19 protein-coding genes and 1 tRNA gene are annotated in these 17,238 nt (G+C 61.9%); 14 read left to right on the top strand and 6 right to left on the bottom strand.

The window, feature by feature from the left end; all coding sequences use genetic code 11:
* Nucleotides 1-111 precede the first annotated feature (111 nt).
* The 4 genes from bamA (at nucleotide 112) to rpmE (ending at nucleotide 4,362) form a co-directional block, all read left to right on the top strand.
* The gene (gene bamA / locus E3U23_RS12430; protein ID WP_431732687.1) at nucleotides 112-2,868 is read left to right on the top strand and encodes an outer membrane protein assembly factor BamA; all 2,757 of its coding nucleotides are present in this window, start codon (nucleotides 112-114) and stop codon (nucleotides 2,866-2,868) included.
* Entirely contained in the window at nucleotides 2,868-3,560 is a 693-nt protein-coding gene (locus tag E3U23_RS12425) for an OmpH family outer membrane protein (RefSeq protein ID WP_279351598.1), read from the top strand. The genes bamA and E3U23_RS12425 overlap by 1 nt, the downstream gene beginning before the upstream one ends.
* Nucleotides 3,561-3,581: 21 nt before the next feature.
* On the top strand, nucleotides 3,582-4,034 hold the full coding sequence (fabZ, locus tag E3U23_RS12420; protein ID WP_279351596.1) for a 3-hydroxyacyl-ACP dehydratase FabZ: 453 nt from the start codon (nucleotides 3,582-3,584) through the stop codon (nucleotides 4,032-4,034).
* Between the two features lie 94 nt (nucleotides 4,035-4,128).
* A complete protein-coding gene (gene rpmE, locus E3U23_RS12415) occupies nucleotides 4,129-4,362 on the top strand; it encodes a 50S ribosomal protein L31 (protein ID WP_279351595.1) in 234 nt (77 codons plus the stop codon).
* 61 nt (nucleotides 4,363-4,423) lie between these two features.
* Here rpmE and E3U23_RS12410 read toward each other — a convergent pair whose 3' ends face one another.
* Nucleotides 4,424-5,059: a prolyl hydroxylase family protein gene (locus E3U23_RS12410; RefSeq protein WP_279351594.1), complete on the bottom strand. Its 636-nt coding sequence runs from the start codon at nucleotides 5,057-5,059 to the stop codon at nucleotides 4,424-4,426.
* Nucleotides 5,060-5,251: 192 nt separating this feature from the next.
* Between E3U23_RS12410 and E3U23_RS12405 the strand changes: the two genes are divergently transcribed.
* The 10 genes from E3U23_RS12405 (at nucleotide 5,252) to E3U23_RS12360 (ending at nucleotide 13,417) form a co-directional block, all read left to right on the top strand.
* Nucleotides 5,252-5,328: transfer RNA gene (locus tag E3U23_RS12405), tRNA-His, on the top strand.
* 51 nt (nucleotides 5,329-5,379) lie between these two features.
* A complete protein-coding gene (locus E3U23_RS12400) occupies nucleotides 5,380-6,444 on the top strand; it encodes a Leu/Phe/Val dehydrogenase (RefSeq protein WP_279351593.1) in 1,065 nt (354 codons plus the stop codon).
* 54 nt (nucleotides 6,445-6,498) lie between these two features.
* Nucleotides 6,499-7,221 carry a heme ABC transporter permease CcmC gene (ccmC, locus tag E3U23_RS12395; RefSeq protein WP_279351592.1) on the top strand — a complete coding sequence of 241 codons (723 nt, stop codon included), beginning with the start codon at nucleotides 6,499-6,501 and terminating at the stop codon, nucleotides 7,219-7,221.
* Nucleotides 7,221-7,361 (top strand): hypothetical protein, encoded by a 141-nt coding sequence (locus tag E3U23_RS12390; protein WP_279351591.1) that lies wholly within the window; start codon nucleotides 7,221-7,223, stop codon nucleotides 7,359-7,361. Before ccmC ends, E3U23_RS12390 begins: the two co-directional genes overlap by 1 nt.
* Nucleotides 7,358-7,828, top strand: coding sequence for a cytochrome c maturation protein CcmE (gene ccmE, locus E3U23_RS12385; protein ID WP_279351590.1), 471 nt, complete (start codon nucleotides 7,358-7,360; stop codon nucleotides 7,826-7,828). The genes E3U23_RS12390 and ccmE overlap by 4 nt, the downstream gene beginning before the upstream one ends.
* A complete protein-coding gene (locus E3U23_RS12380) occupies nucleotides 7,825-9,780 on the top strand; it encodes a heme lyase CcmF/NrfE family subunit (RefSeq protein WP_279351589.1) in 1,956 nt (651 codons plus the stop codon). The genes ccmE and E3U23_RS12380 overlap by 4 nt, the downstream gene beginning before the upstream one ends.
* Complete coding sequence (locus E3U23_RS12375) at nucleotides 9,777-10,304, top strand: DsbE family thiol:disulfide interchange protein (RefSeq protein ID WP_279351588.1); 528 nt, start codon at nucleotides 9,777-9,779, stop codon at nucleotides 10,302-10,304. The genes E3U23_RS12380 and E3U23_RS12375 overlap by 4 nt, the downstream gene beginning before the upstream one ends.
* Nucleotides 10,301-10,702 (top strand): cytochrome c-type biogenesis protein, encoded by a 402-nt coding sequence (locus E3U23_RS12370; RefSeq protein WP_279351587.1) that lies wholly within the window; start codon nucleotides 10,301-10,303, stop codon nucleotides 10,700-10,702. Before E3U23_RS12375 ends, E3U23_RS12370 begins: the two co-directional genes overlap by 4 nt.
* Nucleotides 10,699-11,349 (top strand): tetratricopeptide repeat protein, encoded by a 651-nt coding sequence (locus tag E3U23_RS12365; protein WP_279351586.1) that lies wholly within the window; start codon nucleotides 10,699-10,701, stop codon nucleotides 11,347-11,349. The genes E3U23_RS12370 and E3U23_RS12365 overlap by 4 nt, the downstream gene beginning before the upstream one ends.
* A gap of 118 nt (nucleotides 11,350-11,467) precedes the next feature.
* Entirely contained in the window at nucleotides 11,468-13,417 is a 1,950-nt protein-coding gene (locus E3U23_RS12360; protein ID WP_279351585.1) for a potassium transporter Kup, read from the top strand.
* Here the strand turns inward: E3U23_RS12360 and E3U23_RS12355 are convergent.
* The 5 genes from E3U23_RS12355 to dapF are packed head-to-tail and all read right to left on the bottom strand — an operon-like array spanning nucleotide 13,414 to nucleotide 17,228.
* Nucleotides 13,414-13,680: a hypothetical protein gene (locus tag E3U23_RS12355; RefSeq protein WP_279351584.1), complete on the bottom strand. Its 267-nt coding sequence runs from the start codon at nucleotides 13,678-13,680 to the stop codon at nucleotides 13,414-13,416. The genes E3U23_RS12360 and E3U23_RS12355 overlap by 4 nt on opposite strands.
* Nucleotides 13,677-14,327: an inner membrane-spanning protein YciB gene (locus tag E3U23_RS12350; protein ID WP_279351583.1), complete on the bottom strand. Its 651-nt coding sequence runs from the start codon at nucleotides 14,325-14,327 to the stop codon at nucleotides 13,677-13,679. The genes E3U23_RS12355 and E3U23_RS12350 overlap by 4 nt, the downstream gene beginning before the upstream one ends.
* Complete coding sequence (gene ftsY / locus E3U23_RS12345; RefSeq protein WP_279351582.1) at nucleotides 14,327-15,250, bottom strand: signal recognition particle-docking protein FtsY; 924 nt, start codon at nucleotides 15,248-15,250, stop codon at nucleotides 14,327-14,329. Before ftsY ends, E3U23_RS12350 begins: the two co-directional genes overlap by 1 nt.
* Nucleotides 15,247-16,437: a tRNA (N(6)-L-threonylcarbamoyladenosine(37)-C(2))-methylthiotransferase MtaB gene (gene mtaB / locus E3U23_RS12340; RefSeq protein ID WP_279351581.1), complete on the bottom strand. Its 1,191-nt coding sequence runs from the start codon at nucleotides 16,435-16,437 to the stop codon at nucleotides 15,247-15,249. The genes ftsY and mtaB overlap by 4 nt, the downstream gene beginning before the upstream one ends.
* A complete protein-coding gene (gene dapF / locus E3U23_RS12335) occupies nucleotides 16,419-17,228 on the bottom strand; it encodes a diaminopimelate epimerase (RefSeq protein WP_279351580.1) in 810 nt (269 codons plus the stop codon). The genes mtaB and dapF overlap by 19 nt, the downstream gene beginning before the upstream one ends.
* Between the last annotated feature and the right edge of the window lie 10 nt (nucleotides 17,229-17,238).

The raw sequence follows: 17,238 nt of genomic DNA, 5'->3' as shown, positions 1-17,238 counted from the left end.
TTGGACGGCTCGCTTCGTGCAGGGGGCGCGCGAACCGCTCCGCCAGCGGGTTACCGCCCGGCTGATGCCGACGCGGATTTTTGATACAAGTGGACGGGAACCTCCTTGTCGATGACTCGATTTGCGACTGCCGCGAAGGGCAATGAAACACGCGTTGCCCGGCTTATGATCGGCCTTCTGGCGGGAACAGCCATGGCTGGCCTTTCCTCTCCGCTGATGGCGCAGGATACGGAAGATCAGGATGCGACACCCGCCCAGGCGGCGCCGGCACAGACTGTCGGCGTCGCGCCGACGACGGCGGCTCCCCAAGGCGATGTAGTGCGCACGATCGCCGTTTCGGGTGCGCAGCGGCTGGAGCCGCAGACGATCCTTTCCTACATCCAGCTTCGTCCGGGCGATCGCTGGAGCGCGGCAGTGGGTGATCAGGTTCTGAAAGACCTCGCTGCGACCGAACTTTTCGCCAGCTACAACGTGGTGAACACGGGCGGCGATGTTGTGATTACGGTGGTCGAGAATCCGGTCATCAACCGGATCATTCTCGAAGGAAACGAGCGGATCAAGGACGACAAGATCGTCCCCGAAATCAAGCTGGCTCCGCGACAGATATTCACCCGCTCCAAAGTGCGTGCGGACGTCGCTCGCATCATCGAGCTTTACAAGCGGCAGGGCCGCTTTGCCGCCACTGTCGAGCCGCAATCGGTGCAGCTCAGCCAGAACCGCGTCGATGTGGTCTTCGAGATCAACGAAGGCCCGAAATCCAAGGTCCGCCAGATCAATATTATTGGGAACGAGAAGTTCTCTGACGGTGAACTGCGCGACGAGATGGTCACCAAGCAGACCGGCGGTTTGCTGAGCTTCCTCAGCTCGAACACCAGCTACGATCCCGATCGCCTCGCCTTCGACCAGCAGCAGCTGCGAACCTTCTACCTGACCGAAGGCTATGCCGACTTCCGCGTCGTGTCCGCCGTGGCCGAGCTGACGCCCGATCGCGAAGATTTCATCATCACCTACGTTGTCGAAGAAGGCGAACGCTACAAATTCGGCGACGTCAGCGTGGACAGCCAGCTGCGCGACTTCGACAGCGCCGCGATGACGCGCCGTCTGCCGATGGCAACCGGCGATTGGTACAACGCAAAAACGGTGGAAGACACGGTCGAGCAGTTGACCGAGCTCGCCGGCACCTTCGGCTACGCCTTCGCCGACGTAGCGCCAAACTTTCAGCGCAATCCCGAAACCGAGACGATGGATGTAACCTTCGTCATTCGCGAAGCGCCGCGCGTGTATATCGAGCGGATCGACGTCAACGGGAACACACTGACGCAGGACAAGGTCGTACGGCGCGAATTCCGCGTATCCGAAGGCGACGCGTTCAACAGCCTCGCCATCAAACGGTCCGAAGCACGCATTAAATCCCTCGGCTTTTTCCAGGAAAATTTCGAGGTTACACAGGTCGAAGGCAGTGCGCCCGACCGGGTCATTCTCGAAGCGAACATCGAAGAGCAACCGACTGGTGAATTGCAGCTGTCGGCCGGGTTCTCCTCGATCGAGAGCTTTATTCTTGCCGGTTCGATCCGCCAGCGCAACTTCCGTGGGCGTGGCCAGACCGTGGGGCTCAGCGTCAATTATTCCCGGTTTTCGAAATCGGCACAGGCAAGCTTTTCCGAGCCTTATCTGTTCGATCGCAATATCTCGCTGGGTGCAGACGTTTATTACCGCCAGTTTGACAACGATTACTTCAACCGCGGTACCGGCACCTACGCGCAATCCACGTTGGGTGGTGCAATCCGGGCAGGTGTTCCGCTGAGCGAATACATGTCGCTCATCGGCAGTTACACGCTCAACTACGACGAAGTCACGATTGCCGATGCGTTCTTCGAGGATCGCAACGGCGACGGCGAGCCCGAATGTATTGCAACACGGTTTGTCTGCGAGTCCGTCGGCAAGCGTCTGAGTTCGATTGTCGGCCTGACCCTGAATTACAACAATCTCGATAGCAGCTTCCGGCCCACACGCGGCGAGTCCCTATCGGTTACCGGGGAAGTCGCCGGTCTCGGTGGCGATGTGAAATATGCGCGTTTGCGAGGGCGCGGCGCCAAGTACAAAAACCTTGGATCGAATTTCATCCTCTCGTTCGCCTTGGAAGGGGGGTACATTCGCGCTCTGGAAGACACTGCGTCGCCGGGCTTCGACGATGTCCGCCTGACCGATCGGTTCTTCTTGGGAGAACCGCAATTCCGTGGCTTCGCGATCCGGGGCGTCGGTCCGCGTGTCGTGCGGTTGCCTTATCTCGACGACGATGGCGATCCTACGACACCACCGGTCCTCCAGTCCCTCGAGGATTTCCGCGACGGTGCGGGCGGTCGGCGTCAGTTCGACGACGCGTTAGGCGGCAAGGCGTACTACCTGGGCCGTGCCGAACTCGAAATTCCTCTTGGGTCGGGTGCCCAGGGCCTGGGACTGCGTCCGTCGATCTGGCTGGACGTGGGTTCGCTGTTTTCGGTCGATCGTCCGATCTTGGAAGACAATCCCAATGGACGGCGTATCTTCGTGAATGGTCAACCAGCCTTTCTCCAGCCGCGACTGGATGCGAACGGAAACCAGATCGTAGCTGGTGGCGTGCCCCAGTTCGAAAATGTGCCGAACGAAGTCGCACCAGACGGAACCGTCAACGCGCCCAGCATTGATCGCAACGCCGCTTTTCGTGAAGTGTTTTATGGCGATAGTGCCTCTCCGCGCATCTCGGTTGGCGTAGGCGTCAACTGGAACTCGCCCTTCGGTCCATTCAGGATCGATCTATCCCATGTGATCAAGAAGCAAGAGGGCGATGACACCAAAGTCCTAACCTTCAACGTAGGAACGCAATTCTGATGAAATTTCTCACCAAAGCTCTTACCGCCGCAGCGCTTGCCGGTGCAGCCACAGTCTCGGTTTCGCCTGCCGCAGCGCAGGTCAGCGGCAACATCGCTGTCGTCGATGCACCTCGCGTGATCGCGAGCACGGCAGCGTTCCGCTCCGCCTATCAGCAGATCGGTACGACCTATCAGGCGCAGGCAACTCAGATCCAGCAGAAGACCCAGCAGCGCCAAACCCTGCTGCAGCAGCTCGATACGAACGGCGATGGCCAGTTCGACCAGACCGAGCAGCAGGCTGCGCAAAGCGCACCGCAGGCCGCGCAGATCCGTCAGCTTGAAACGGAAATCGAACAGCTCGGCGGACAGATCGAAATCGCCCGTGTCTACGCGATCGACCAGATGCTCCAGCAGTATCCTGCAGTCATTCAGGAAGTCGTGCAGCAGAACTCGATCCAAATTTTGTTGTCACCCGACTCGGTCGTTTTTGCGCCCCAGGCCGCGACGATCAATCAGAAGGTCGTAACGGCGATGGATGCCCGGGTTCCTTCGGTGCAGATCGCTCCGCCTGCGAACTACCAGCCGAGCCGCAATGCGGTTGCCGTGTATCAGGAAATACAGGGCCTCGCCGCCGCCGCCGCGCAGCAGCAGGCCGTTGCCGCGCAGCAGGGCCAGACCCAGCAGCCGGCCGCGCAACCGTCTGGTCGCTGATTTAAGATGGGGGCAGGGGATATGAGCGAGACCGGGTTCGACGTCGTCGAAGTGCTGAAGCGCCTGCCGCATCGCTATCCCCTGCTGCTGGTCGACCGGGTTGCCGAACTGATCGCCGACGAGCGTATCCATGCCGTCAAGGCGGTCAGCTTCAACGAGCAGTTCTTCCAAGGGCACTTTCCCGGCGCGCCGATCATGCCGGGCGTGTTGCAGATCGAAGCTTTGGCGCAGGCCGCCGGAGTGCTCGCGGTAGAGTCCCTCGGTTTGGCCGGATCCGGCAAGCTCGTTTACTTCATGGCGATCGAGAATGCGAAGTTCCGTGCCCCGGTAACGCCCGGCGTCCTCCTCAATCTGAAGGCCGAATTCGTTCAAAAGCGCGCCCGTGTCTGCAAGTTCGCGGGCGAGGCTTCAGTTGATGGCAAGGTGACCTGTGAGGTGCAGTTCACAGCGATGATTGCCGACGCGCCGGAATGATCTTGTAATTCGGGCTACGCGCGGCTAAGCGCGCGCCTTTCCCAACGACAGCTGGATCGGTCGGAACCGCTCCGAAGCTAGAAGGATATTCGACATGAAAGCCGAAGGGCATCCCGACTACCACACCATCACCGTCAAGATGACCGACGGCACCGAATTCCAGACGCGCTCCACCTGGGGCAAGGAAGGCGACACGCTGACGCTGGAAATCGACCCGACGAGCCACCCGGCATGGACCGGTGGCACACGTCAGATGCAGGAAGGCGGCCGCGTGGCGGCGTTCAACAAGCGCTTCGGCGGCATTAAGCTGGGCGGCAAGAAGAGCTGATCCGGCTAACAGTTTTGAAAAAGAGGCGGCCTCGCGGGGCCGCCTTTTTCTTGTCAGGGCTTCACCAGCCCCACGACTTTTCGCGGTACCATTTGGTCAGTACGTATTTGACGCCTTTTCGAACCTTCATCCCATGATGAATCGTGTTCGGATTTTCCGCGCCGTTCTCGCGCCAATTGTTCCAGGCTAGGAGCTTTCCCGCTTCTGGCTGAAACGTCTTTTTTAACGCTTTGAACCGCGTCGCACCCCCTGCCTCGACATCGTTCAGGTAGATCATGAAGGTCCAGGTACGCTGACCGGCGACTCCGCAATACTTTTCCCAGTCACGTCCGCCGCGGTTGAAATAATCGCAGTGCGGTTTGAACTCCTGCCCGACATCGTAGCGCTGTCCTTGCAAAGGCTCGCCATGTGCAAGGTCGATTCCGTTCAACTCGTACAGCGCGCGTTCGAGTTCGCGCACGACCGGCTCGTCAGCTGAAAGGTCGCACGTTTCGCTCGTCCGGAAATAGCGGTCGTCGCCTTCATCGGCCAGGGTGGAAGGGCGCCGATCCTTCTCGACCAGAGCTATCAACTGCCTACACTGATCTTGCGATATGAAATCGCGCAGTTGGAAGACTTGCGCCTTGTCGGTTGGCACTTTCTGCACACCCGCATGGGCAAGCAGTGTCGAAGCAGAGGATTCGCCCGGTCCGGTCATCGCGCGAACAATAGGCAGCGTGAAGTCTCTCGCAAGAGGCGAAAGATAATTGCGCGTATCTTGCTTCTCACGCTTTTTCGCTTCCCTCATTCGGCCTGTTATGCAACACGCATCCTTCGTCGCGCCAAGCGGGTTGACGCCCGCCGCCCCGCGTCTATGTGCCGCCTTCCCGGCCATGTCCGGGGGCGTGTGGCGATCGTAGCTCAGTTGGTTAGAGCGCCGGTTTGTGGTACCGGAGGTCGCGGGTTCGAACCCCGTCGATCGCCCCATTTTCCCGTCATGCAGCCGCCGAAGATGAAACACTTGCGGGATTGCGGACAATGACGGCGTTCTGGACCGAAGCGGATTACGACGATCACGAGCTGGTCGAATTGGTGCGTGATCCTGAAAGCGGACTGACCGCGATCATCGCTTTGCATTCCACCCATCTCGGCCCGGGCGCGGGCGGCACGCGGTTCTGGCATTATGCGGAACCCAAGGACGCGATGCGCGATGCGCTCCGTCTGAGCCGCGGCATGAGCTACAAGAACGCGATGGCCGGGTTGCCGATGGGGGGCGGTAAGGCCGTCATTCTCGCGGACGAGAAGCGCACCAAATCTCCAAAGCTGCTTGCCGCCTTCGCCGATGCTGTCGATGGCCTCGGCGGACGTTACGTGACGGCGGAAGACGTGGGCATCACCGAAGCCGACATGGCGGCGGTGGCCCAGCGCACACAATATGTTTCCGGCTTGCCGACGGAGGGCAACGATGCGGCGGGTGGAGATCCCGGACCGTTCACGGCGCTCGGGATTTTTCTCGGCATCAAGGCGGCGGTTAAGCACAAGCTCGGCAAGGACAGTGTCGAAGGTGTACACGTCGCTATTCAGGGAACGGGCAGTGTCGGCGGCGGCGTCGCGCGTCTGCTCGCAAAGGAAGGCGCACGGCTTACCTTATCCGACATCGACGCCGACCGGGCGCAAGCGCTCGCTGCCGAACTCGGCGCCGAAACGGTAAGCCATGAAGCAATCATGTCGGTCCCATGCGACGTATTCAGCCCGAACGCACTGGGTGCCATCCTTGACGAAGAGGGCATCGGAAGGCTCGATTGCAAGATCGTTGCAGGGGGCGCGAACAACCAGTTGAAGCGCGAAGAACACGGACCGATGCTAGCCGAGCGCGGCATCCTCTATGCACCCGATTACGTCATCAATGCCGGCGGCATCATTTCGGTCACCCTCGAATATCTGTGCCGGACCGATGGGGCACCCTGCGACATCAACGAGGTGCGCGCCCGCATCGCGCAAATACCCGAGCGGCTGAACGATATCTGGCGCACCAGTGACGAAACCGGTGTTTCGCCGGACCGGGTGGCGGACCGGATGGCGCAAAAGCTGATCGGTCGCTGACCTTCTTCACTTGCGGGTCAGGCGCGCCCCTGTAAAAGCGCCGAAGAAATCGACATGCACGGCTTCGCCAATCCGAAACGCTTCCTGAGCCTCGCACGCTGGCTCACGCCTCTGCTGCTGGCTGGCGGTCTGGTTATGGCGGGCGGGGCGCTGGCGTGGGGCCTGTTTGTCGTGCCGCCCGACCGGTTGATGGGCGAGACTGTGCGGATAATCTTCATCCACGTGCCGACTGCGTGGCTCGGTATGGCAGGGTGGAGCGCAATTGCCGTGGCGAGCCTCGTCTATCTCGTCTGGCGGCATCCGCTCGCCGCGATCGCCGCCCGCGCGGCGGCGGTCCCCGGTCTGGTCTTCGCCGTGATTTGCCTCATCACCGGCTCGATTTGGGGCCGGCCCACATGGGGCACATGGTGGGTATGGGACGGGCGATTGACTTCGATGCTGGTGCTGGCTTTCCTCTATGTCGCCTACATCGCGCTTGCACAGGCGGCTGATCGCGAAGGCGTATCTGCCCGTATTCCGGCGATTTTCGGGCTGATCGGGGCGGTGAATATTCCGATCATCAATCGCAGCGTAGTGTGGTGGAATTCGCTGCACCAGCCTCCCAGCATCACAATGGGCAAAAGCGCCATCGATGCCGAATTTCTCGTGCCCCTCCTTATCGCCGCGCTGGGCTTCTCGCTCGTTTTCGGCGGCGTGGTCCTCGCCCGGATGCGCGCCTTGCTGGCCGAACGGCAGGCCGAGGCGCGGCTGAGGCGCAAGGCGCTGGAGGCGATCTGATGCGCGAAACGCTCGATCAATGGCCATTCGTAATCGCGGCTTTCGCCGTGGCGATCCTCGCCACCCTCGCGCTGGTCGCGTGGAGCTGGATCGCGATGCGCCGTGCCGAGGCGAAACGTGAACGGGCTCGCAGACGATGAGCGCGCTAAAACCCAAGCACCAGAGGCTCGTACTTGTCGTGCTGGCACTGATCGCGCTGGTCGCGGCGGGGCTGCTTGCGGGCTACGCGCTGCGTAACCAAGCGAGCTATTTCTACCTTCCCGAACAAATGCGCGACGATCCGCCCGCCGTCGGTCAGGCCGTGCGGCTTGGCGGCATGGTCGAGCCGGGATCGCTGATGACGCTGAGCGACGGAGTGACGATCGATTTTGCCGTCACTGGCCGGGAAAACTCTCGCATTCCGGTGAGATTCTCCGGGATCGTGCCCGATCTCTTCGTCGAGGGTTCCGGCGTGGTCGCCGAAGGCCGGCTGGGTCCGGACGGCATCTTTGTCGCCGACAACCTTCTCGCCAAGCATGATGAGAATTACGTGCCTCGCGAGCTCGAAGGCATGAGCGAGCATCAGGCTGCCGAGATGGCCGAGGAAACGACGGTCGGGCTCGAATGATTGCGGAACTCGGTCTCGCCGCGCTGTGGCTCGCCGCAGCGCTCGCCTTTCTGCAGATGGTGGCGGGCGCGCTGGCCTTGCGCACCGGCCCGGATGGCGAGATCGCGCAAATTTCTCGCCCGAGTGCGGTGGTACAGGGTACCTTGGCGCTCGTTTCCTTTCTGGCGCTGCTTTACGTTTTCGCGGTGACCGATCTCTCGGTCGAACTGGTTGCGGCGAATTCGCATTCGATGAAGCCGTGGATCTACAAGGTCTCCGGTGCCTGGGGCAACCACGAAGGTTCGATGCTGTTGTGGGTCACCGTGATGGCGCTGTCCGGGGCCCTGATCGCGTTGGTCGAGAAGCGCTTGCCCGAACGCACGATGCAGGCGACATTGGCGGCGCAGGGGTTCGTGGCGCTCGGCTTCTACGCTTTCCTGCTTTTGAGTTCCAACCCGTTCGCCCGGCTCGAACCTGCGGCGGCCGAGGGACTGGGCCTAAATCCCCTGTTGCAGGATATCGGCTTGGCCCTTCATCCGCCGACGCTCTATCTCGGTTATGTCGGCTTGTCGGTCGCCTTCAGTTTCGCGGTCGGTGCGCTCATCACCCGGGAGGTGACGCCCGATTTCGCGCGCGTGATGCGTCCCTGGGTGCTGGTCGCGTGGGTCTTTCTGACGCTCGGCATCACGGCAGGTAGTTACTGGGCCTATTATGAACTCGGCTGGGGCGGCTGGTGGTTCTGGGACCCGGTGGAAAATGCCAGCCTCATGCCGTGGCTCGCCGCGACGGCCCTGCTCCACTCGGTCTCGGTCCTCGCATCGCGCGATGCCCTCAGGGTGTGGACGATCATGCTTGGCGTGGTCGCCTTCTCGATGAGTATGGTCGGTACGTTCCTCGTGCGCTCCGGCATCCTGACGAGCGTTCATGCCTTCGCCGTCGATCCGGAGCGGGGAACATTCATCCTGTTCCTGCTGGCAATCTATATCGGCGGCGCTTTGCTGCTGTTCGCCTTGAGGGCCTCGACCATCGCGGAAGGCAAGCGGTTCGCCGTCGCCAGCCGCGAGGGGGCGCTGGTGGTCAACAACGTCATGCTGAGCGCGATCCTGGCCATTGTGCTGCTCGGCACCCTATATCCCCTCTTGACCGAAGCGTTCGACGTGCGGGTTTCGGTCGGTCCGCCATATTTCAATCCGGTCTCTGCCATCTTCGCCATTCCGATGTTCGCCATCATGGCCGTCGGCCCGCTCCTGCGTTGGCGGCGGGATCGATGGGGGCGCATCGGGAAGGAGGTAGTGCTGATCGGCGCATTGCTGATCGCCGGACTCACAGCGATTGGCTTGCTTGCCGATATCGCTTTCCTTCCTCTGCTCGGCCTAGCTTTCGCACTGACGCTGGGCATTGCGAGTTTCCTACCGCTGCGGGGTCGGCGTTTGCTGAAAACGCCGCTCGCCACGTGGGGCATGGTGATCGCGCATTTCGGCATCGCGGTCGCACTGTTCGGCATGGCCAGCGAGAGCGCCTTTTCGACCGAGCGGTTGGCGGCGCTTCAGGCGGGGCAGGATACTACGGTAGGGCCATGGCGTGTACGATTGGCCGCCGTCGAGCCGCAGGCGGGGCCGAATTGGACGGCACTCGCCGGGCGCATGGTCGTACGCTACGAAGGCGATGCGCCGGTCGAGATCGCCCCCATGGCTCGAAGCTTCTGGGCGCCTGCGCAGCAGACGACCGAGAGTGAGCTCGTCACCCGGTGGAACGGCCAGCTTTATGCGGTTCTGGGCGGGGAAGCGCAGGACGGTCGCTGGCAGATCCGCCTGTGGTGGAAGCCGTTTGTCACCTTCATCTGGTATGGCGGCGGCTTGATTGCGCTGGGCGGCGTCCTGTCGCTGATCGGGAGGGTGGTCGGCGATATCAAACGCCGGCGGGTTCGGCGACGTGTCGATGAGCGGCGCGAAGATGCAGAAGCCTTCGCATGAACTGGCGTCTCTGGTTCCCCATCGCCGCGTTTACAGGCTTCCTTGCAGTCGCCGCATACAGCCTGTCGCAACCGAAGGACGATTTCGTCCGCAGCGCAATGATCGGCGAAAAGCTCCCCTATTTCGAACTTCCGTCGGCAGTCGAAGGCCGACCGAGCGTGACCAGCGCCAATTTTGCGGACGGTCGGCCGCGTCTGCTCAATATTTGGGCCAGTTGGTGCCTGCCGTGTATTGCGGAAGCGCCGCAGCTTGCCGAACTGGAACGGCGGGGCGCGGACATCGTCGGCATTGCCATCCGCGATAAGCCCGAAGACATCGCGGCGTTCCTAGACGAACATGGGAATCCCTATAGCAGCATTGGGCGCGACGACGTGTCCGAAGTGCAGCTCGGCATCGGTTCGTCCGGGGTGCCCGAAACCTTCGTGATCGATGGCGATGGGGTCATCACCTATCAGCATATCGGCGATGTTCGCGCGCCCGACGTGCCTGTGTTGCTCGAAGAACTCCGAAAGGCCGGAGCATGAGAGGGATTGCCCTTCTGACCCTTCTCGTCGCGGCACCTGTCGCCGCGCAGGACGCCATGCCGCCCGCGCCTTATGCCTATCGCCAGCTCGACGATCCTGCTCAGGAGGCCGTAGCACAAGACCTCATGGAAACGCTGCGCTGCCTGAAATGCCAGAGCCAATCCATTGCCGATAGCGATGCGCCGATGGCGGGCGATATGCGTCACCAGGTCCGCATCCGTATCGCAGCGGGAGAAAAACCGGAAGCTGTGCGCGGTTGGCTGATGGATCGCTACGGCAATTACGTAAGCTACTCGCCGGCGCTCAACACCAGCACGTGGCCCCTTTTCGCCATTCCGGGGGCGCTGGCCTTGCTGGCGGGCGCGCTGCTGTTCCGCCGGTTCCGGAGGCAGCGTTGAGCTGGCTGGCGATCATTGCCTTGCCGGCGGCCGCCTTTGCGCTTGCAGTCGTTGCGCTCCGCCTGCGCCGTTCCGGCTGGACATTGTTCGGGGCTGCGCTGTTGTTCGGCCTTGCGGGCTATGCGGCGCAGGGTTCGCCCGAACTGGCAGCATCGCCTCGTGCGGCGATCGCCGAAGCGGACGGGAATGGCGAGCAAATGGTCGCGGCCCGGCGCCAGTTCTACGATACGGAACGCCTGCCGTCGAACTGGATCGTGACCGCCGATGCCTTCGCGCGCCGAGGCGACTACGAACGAGCCGCGCAGTTCTATCGAGTCGCGGTCGAAGAGAACCCAGACGATCAGGAAGGCTGGCTCGCGCTCGGCATGGCGCTGGTTGCCCATGCGGATAGCACCTCGACTCCCGCGGCGACCTACGCTTTCGAGCGCGCTCTGACCGTTCCACCTGTGAACGGCGCTCCGCAATATTTCGTCGGCTTGTCCGCTCTCAATGCCGGCGACCTCGGCGAAGCGCTCGACTGGTGGGACCGCTCCCTTATGGCAGCGCCGGAAGATGCCGCGTGGCGAGAAGCGGTTTCCTTCCAAGTTCGGCAGCTTGAACAGGCTATCGAAGCGAGGCGCTCCACCACTGCCGCTTCGCGCAACTAAGGTTGCAGCCCTTGATATTGCCGCCTGTTTCGCGCCCTGCTAAGGGCCGCCGCCTTGCCGATGGCGAAACTGCGATCGGGCAAGACGAACCAGATGGGCGGCAAGGCGTAACTCCACAATGAGCCAGGCGACTGCGGATACCGTGGAACCGACGCCCGAAGGCGTGCCCGGTTCGCAGCAGCACGGAGGCGACCACGGTAAGGGCTCCAAGGCGACGCTCGCCTTGGGTGCCGTGGGCGTGGTGTTTGGAGATATCGGCACCAGCCCGCTTTACGCTTTCCGTGAGACTTTCCTCGGTTCGCACAGCCTCGCGATCGACACCCTGCATATCTACGGGGTCGTCAGCCTGATATTCTGGTCGATGACGCTGATCGTCTCGATCCAGTACGTGTCGATCCTGATGCGGGCCGACAATAAGGGGCAGGGCGGCACGCTGGCCCTCGTCGCATTGCTGACCCGCCATATCGGCGGGTCCGGCTATGGCTGGATCACAATTCTGCTCGGCGTGTTCGCCACCGCCCTGTTCTATGGCGACAGCATGATTACGCCGGCAATTTCCGTCCTTTCGGCGGTCGAGGGGCTGACAGTAGTCAATGCGGGGCTCCAGCCCTTGGTCATCCCGATTGCACTGGTTCTGCTGGTCGGCCTGTTCCTGATCCAGAAGCGCGGCACGGCGACAGTCGGCAAGCTGTTCGCCCCGATCATGATCGTCTATTTCGCGGTGATCGCTGTGCTGGGCACGATCCAGATTTTCCAGAACCCCTATATCCTTCAGGCTCTCAATCCGATCTGGGCGGTGCGCTTCTTCATTGCGGACGGGCCGATCGCCTTTCTCGCCCTCGGCTCGGTCGTTCTCGCGGTAACGGGGTCGGAAGCGCTTTATTCCGACATGGGCCATTTCGGACGGGGGCCGATGCGCCTTTCGTGGTTCGGCTTCGTCATGCCGTGCCTGCTGCTCAATTATTTCGGGCAGGGGGCGATGATCGCTGCGATGGATCCGGCGGAAACGGCGGCGGCGATGGAAAGCCCGTTCTTCATCATGGCGCCCGAATATCTGCGCCTGCCGCTCGTATTTCTGGCGACGGCCGCCACCTTCATAGCAAGCCAGGCGGTCATCTCAGGCGCATTCTCGATCACCCACCAGGCGATCCAGCTCGGCTTCATTCCCCGCCTGTCAACCGAACACACGAGCGCGAGCGAGCAGGGGCAGATTTACATTCCCTTCGTCAACAACGCACTGATGGTCTCCGTCATCCTGCTCGTGTTGATGTTCCAGAGCTCGAGCAATCTTGCCGCCGCCTATGGCATCGCGGTGACCGGTGCGATGTTCATCGATACCATGTTGATGGGCGTGCTGCTCTTCGCGGTTTGGAAATGGAAGTGGTGGTTCGCTCTCCCGGTCTTCGTCCTGTTCCTGTTCGTCGACGGCGCCTATTTCGCGGCCAACCTGCCCAAGGTGCCGGACGGCGGCTGGTTCCCGCTCTTGATAGGCGCGATCGCTTTCACTTTGCTCACCACTTGGGCGAAGGGCCGCAAACTGATGCGGGAGCGGATGAGCGAGGTAGCGCTGCCGATCGAAATTTTTGCGAAGTCAGCCAAGAACAGCGCGACCCGCGTTCCCGGCACCGCGATCTTCATGGCCAGCCAGACCGCGGGCGTACCTTCGGCGTTGCTGCACAACATCAAGCACAACAAGGTGCTACACGAGCGCGTAATTATCCTGACCGTGCTGATCGACGATTCGCCTTATGTCGATCCGAACCGGCGCTGCGAACTGGAAGATCTGGGCGACGGTTTTTACCGCGCCGTCCTCCATTACGGATTCATGGAAGAGACCGACGTGCCGCAGGGCCTGAAGAGCATGACACGCTGCGGTGGCGAATTCGACATGATGCATACCAGCTTCTTCCTGAGCCGTCAGACGCTGCTGCCGAGCGCCAATCCCGGCATGATGCTGTGGCGTGAAAAGATTTTCGCTTGGATGCTGCGGAATGCCGCGACCGCGATGGATTTCTTTCGCCTGCCGACCAATCGCGTGGTGGAACTAGGAAGCCAGGTCGAGATCTAGGAGCGAGACCCGCCCAGCGTCTCGCTGAGATAGTGCGACGCATGGCCTCTCGGTCGACCGGGCAACGTGGCCATTAAAGCGCGCAGGCCGCCTTTCATGACGCCGTTATCGTCACGCGTGATAACGTGAAATTTTAACTCGGCGTTATTCGACTGGAGATCGGGATTTGCCCTGAAGTTGAAGTCGACGATGCCTCGGCTGAGCGCGCGGAGGGCTTCATCAGACGGGCTGCTCTCGACGCTAATCTGCATGTCGAAACTCAACCCGTTGGCGGTTCGTCCTTCACCACCTCGTCCTTGTCCTCAAGCGATAGGCCGTGGCGAAGCAGCATCGGGATTTGTGTAAAGGTGAAGACGAAAGTCAGCGGGAGAAACACCCAGATTTTTGCCCAGAGCCAGCTTTCGAAGCTCATGGTGCGTACCAGCACCTCATTTAGTGCGGCGAGGGCGAAGAAGAAGAAACCCCAGTTGCGTGACAGCTTCAGCCAGCCGGCATGGTCCACGCCTTCGAACGCCGCTTCCAGAAGCACCTGAAGCCATGCGCGCCCGCGCAGCCAACCGATTACCAGTACGGTTCCGAACAGCAGATATATCGCGGTCGGCTTGAACTGGATGAAGCGTTCGTCGCGCAGCCAGATGGTAAGGCCGCCGAAACCCACGATCAGCGTGGTCGAAAGGATCAGCATCGGGCTGACGTGGCCGAACTTCCACTTGCTGAAGGCAAGCGCCACGACGGCTGCGACCATGAAGGCAATGGTGCCGTAGATCACCGCCGCGATCTCGCCGAAGGTCGAGGTTTCGGGCGGCTGGTAGAACTTGTACACGCCGAGGAATACGATGAGTGGGCCGTAATCGACCAGCGTATTGAGCCAGCCGGTTTTAGGTTTGGGTTTGGGTTTGTTCTCACTCATCACGCCACCCCGGCAATCACACGCGCGACGAGATCGGGATCGAAGGGGCGCAAATCGTCGATCTTCTCGCCCACGCCGATGGCATGGATCGGCAGACCGTACTGCTCGGCCGCCGCCACCAACACGCCGCCGCGCGCCGTGCCGTCGAGCTTAGTCATAACTAGACCGGTGACGCCGGCGACTTCCCTGAACACGTCGATCTGCGAAAGTGCATTCTGTCCGTTCGTCGCATCGAGGACCAGCACCACGTCATGGGGCGCTTCGGGATTGAGTTTGCCCAGCACACGGCGGATTTTTTCCAGCTCATCCATCAGTTCGCGCTTGTTCTGCAGGCGGCCTGCCGTGTCGACCACCAGCACATCGGTCCCGCGATCGGTGGCGCTTTTTACCGCATCGAACACGATGCTTGCCGGGTCGCCGCCTTCGGGGCCGCGCACCAGCGGCACGCCGACCCGGTCTGCCCAAGTCGCAAGCTGACCGATGGCGGCGGCACGGAAGGTGTCGCCGGCGGCCAGCATGACCTCGTAATCGTCTTCCTGAAACAGATGGGCGAGCTTGGCGATCGTGGTGGTCTTCCCGCTGCCGTTTACGCCGATCACCAGCACCACTTGCGGGCGCGGGAATGCAGTGATTTCTAGCGGTTTTGCCACCGGGCGCAGAATAGCGGCAATCTCTTCGGCGACGGCTTCCTTCAACTCCTGCGCGCTGATTTCAAGGCCAAAGCGCTTTTCGGCCAGCTTGTCGCGGATGCGGGCCGCAGCACTCGGCCCGAGGTCCGACATGATCAGCGCATCCTCGACATCGTCCAATGTCGCATCGTCGAGCTTGGCCGTGCCGACGACTTCGGTAAGATTGCCGGTCAGCCGCTCGGATGTCTTGCGAAAGCCGCCGAACAGCCGCTCTTTCCAGCTGGGCGTACTCATATCAAAAGGGTGTCCTCGATCCGGGAAGGGGTTACGTACGCGATACTGCCGATTTCCGCCTCCGCCGGTGCGCCGATGCGGGCGAAGTTTTCCGCATGGCCGGTGCGATCGCGTTCGACAAGAATGGCTTGCGGTCGGCCGAGTAGCGAGCCGAGCCATTGGTGGCGTACCTCGCCAACGACCGCGCGCAACTCGGCAGCGCGCGCCTTCACCGTTTCGCGCGGTACCTGCGGCATTCGCGCTGCGGGCGTGTCGTGCCGCGGCGAATAAGGGAAGATGTGTCCGTGGACGATCTCAAGATCGCGGACAATCGAGAGGTTTGCTGCATGATGCTCGTCGGACTCGGTCGGAAAGCCGGCAATGAGATCAGCACCTATCGCGATGTCCGGCCGCTTCGCCTTGAGATCATGGACTAATCGCATGGCATCGCTGCGCTGATGGCGCCGCTTCATGCGCTTCAGGATGAGGTCATGCCCATGCTGGAGGGACAGGTGCAAATGCGGCATCACGCGCTGCTCGCTGGCGAACAGTTCGAAGAGGAGGGGATCGATCTCGATCCCGTCGAGCGACGACATGCGCAGGCGCTCGAGCGCGGGAAAGCGCGCGAGGATGGCGGTCACCAGGTTGCCGAGCGGCGGCTGTCCGGGAAGGTCGTGGCCCCAGCTCGTCACGTCCACCCCGGTCAGCACAATCTCTTTTGCGCCCTCTTCGAGATGACGCTCCACCTCGCGGCACACTGCCGCGATCGATTGCGAGCGGCTCGCGCCGCGCCCCTGAGGGATGATGCAGAAGGTGCAGGCGTGGTCGCAGCCGTTCTGTATCGCGATGAACGCGCGCGTGCGGCGGGGAGGGGCGGCATTCTGCGATGGCGCGATGTTCCATGCACGGGGATCGAGCTTGGCGGCATTGGCGACGAAGCCGTCCACTTCTCGCATTTGCGCAAGCTGCGCCCGTTCGGTCTCGGCGGCGCAGCCCGTAACCAGCAGCCGCGCGTCCGGATTAGCGCGCCGCGCCCGGCGGATGGCTTGCCGGGTCTGGCGAACCGCTTCGTTGGTAACGGCGCAGCTATTGACGACGACCGTATCACCCGCAGTTCCCAGCATCGCGCGAATACGCTCGCTTTCCGCGATATTCAGCCGACATCCGAGAGAGATAACCTGCGCACCGCTCACGCGTAGTCGTCCCATTCGAAGGACCCTCGAAAGCTTTCGGTTGCCGGGCCGCTCATCTTGATTGAGCCGCCGTCCGACCATTCGATCTCCAGTTCGCCACCGGGCAGTTCCACAGTCACGGGCGAGCGGACGAGCTTGCGTCGCATCGCCGCCACGGCAGTCGCACAGGCTCCGGTTCCACAGGCGCGTGTCAGGCCCGCGCCCCGTTCCCAGACGCGAAGGCGGATGCGATTCTCGCCCTGGACCGTCGCGACGTTCACATTGATCCGTTCGGGAAACAGAGGGTCGTTTTCGATCAGGGGGCCGAGAGTGTCCAGCGAAACCGCGTCGCAGTCGTTCACGAAGAAAATGACGTGCGGGTTGCCGACGTTTACCGCTGCGGGGCTATATAGCTCGTCCCAGCCGACCGGCATGGCGAGGGTGTCCATCGCATAGGCGAGGGGAATGGCATCCCATTCTAACCTTGGTGCGCCCATGTCCACGCTGGCATTGCCGCCGCCGGGAACAGCCTCGACGATCCGGTCCGCCGTCTCGATCCGGCAGGGCTTGCCAAGCAGCAGGGCGACGGCTCGCGTGGCATTGCCGCAGGCGCCGACTTCCCCGCCATCGCGGTTGAATATACGCATGCGCACATCGGCCCGGTCGCTCGATGAGAGATGGACCATCTGGTCGCAGCCTACGCCGGTCTGGCGATCGGCAATCGCCTGAGCAACGCTTGCCGAAGGGATCGGCACATCGCGGTCACGTGTGTCGAGCACGACGAAATCGTTGCCCAGTCCGTGCATCTTGATGAAATCAGCGCGCATCGTGCGCGCA

The sequence above is a fragment of the Erythrobacter litoralis genome, assembly GCF_029760855.1.
GTDB lineage: Bacteria > Pseudomonadota > Alphaproteobacteria > Sphingomonadales > Sphingomonadaceae > Qipengyuania > Qipengyuania litoralis_A.
Note: the sequence above shows the minus strand (reverse complement) of the source record. Positions and strands in the feature narration are given on the sequence as shown.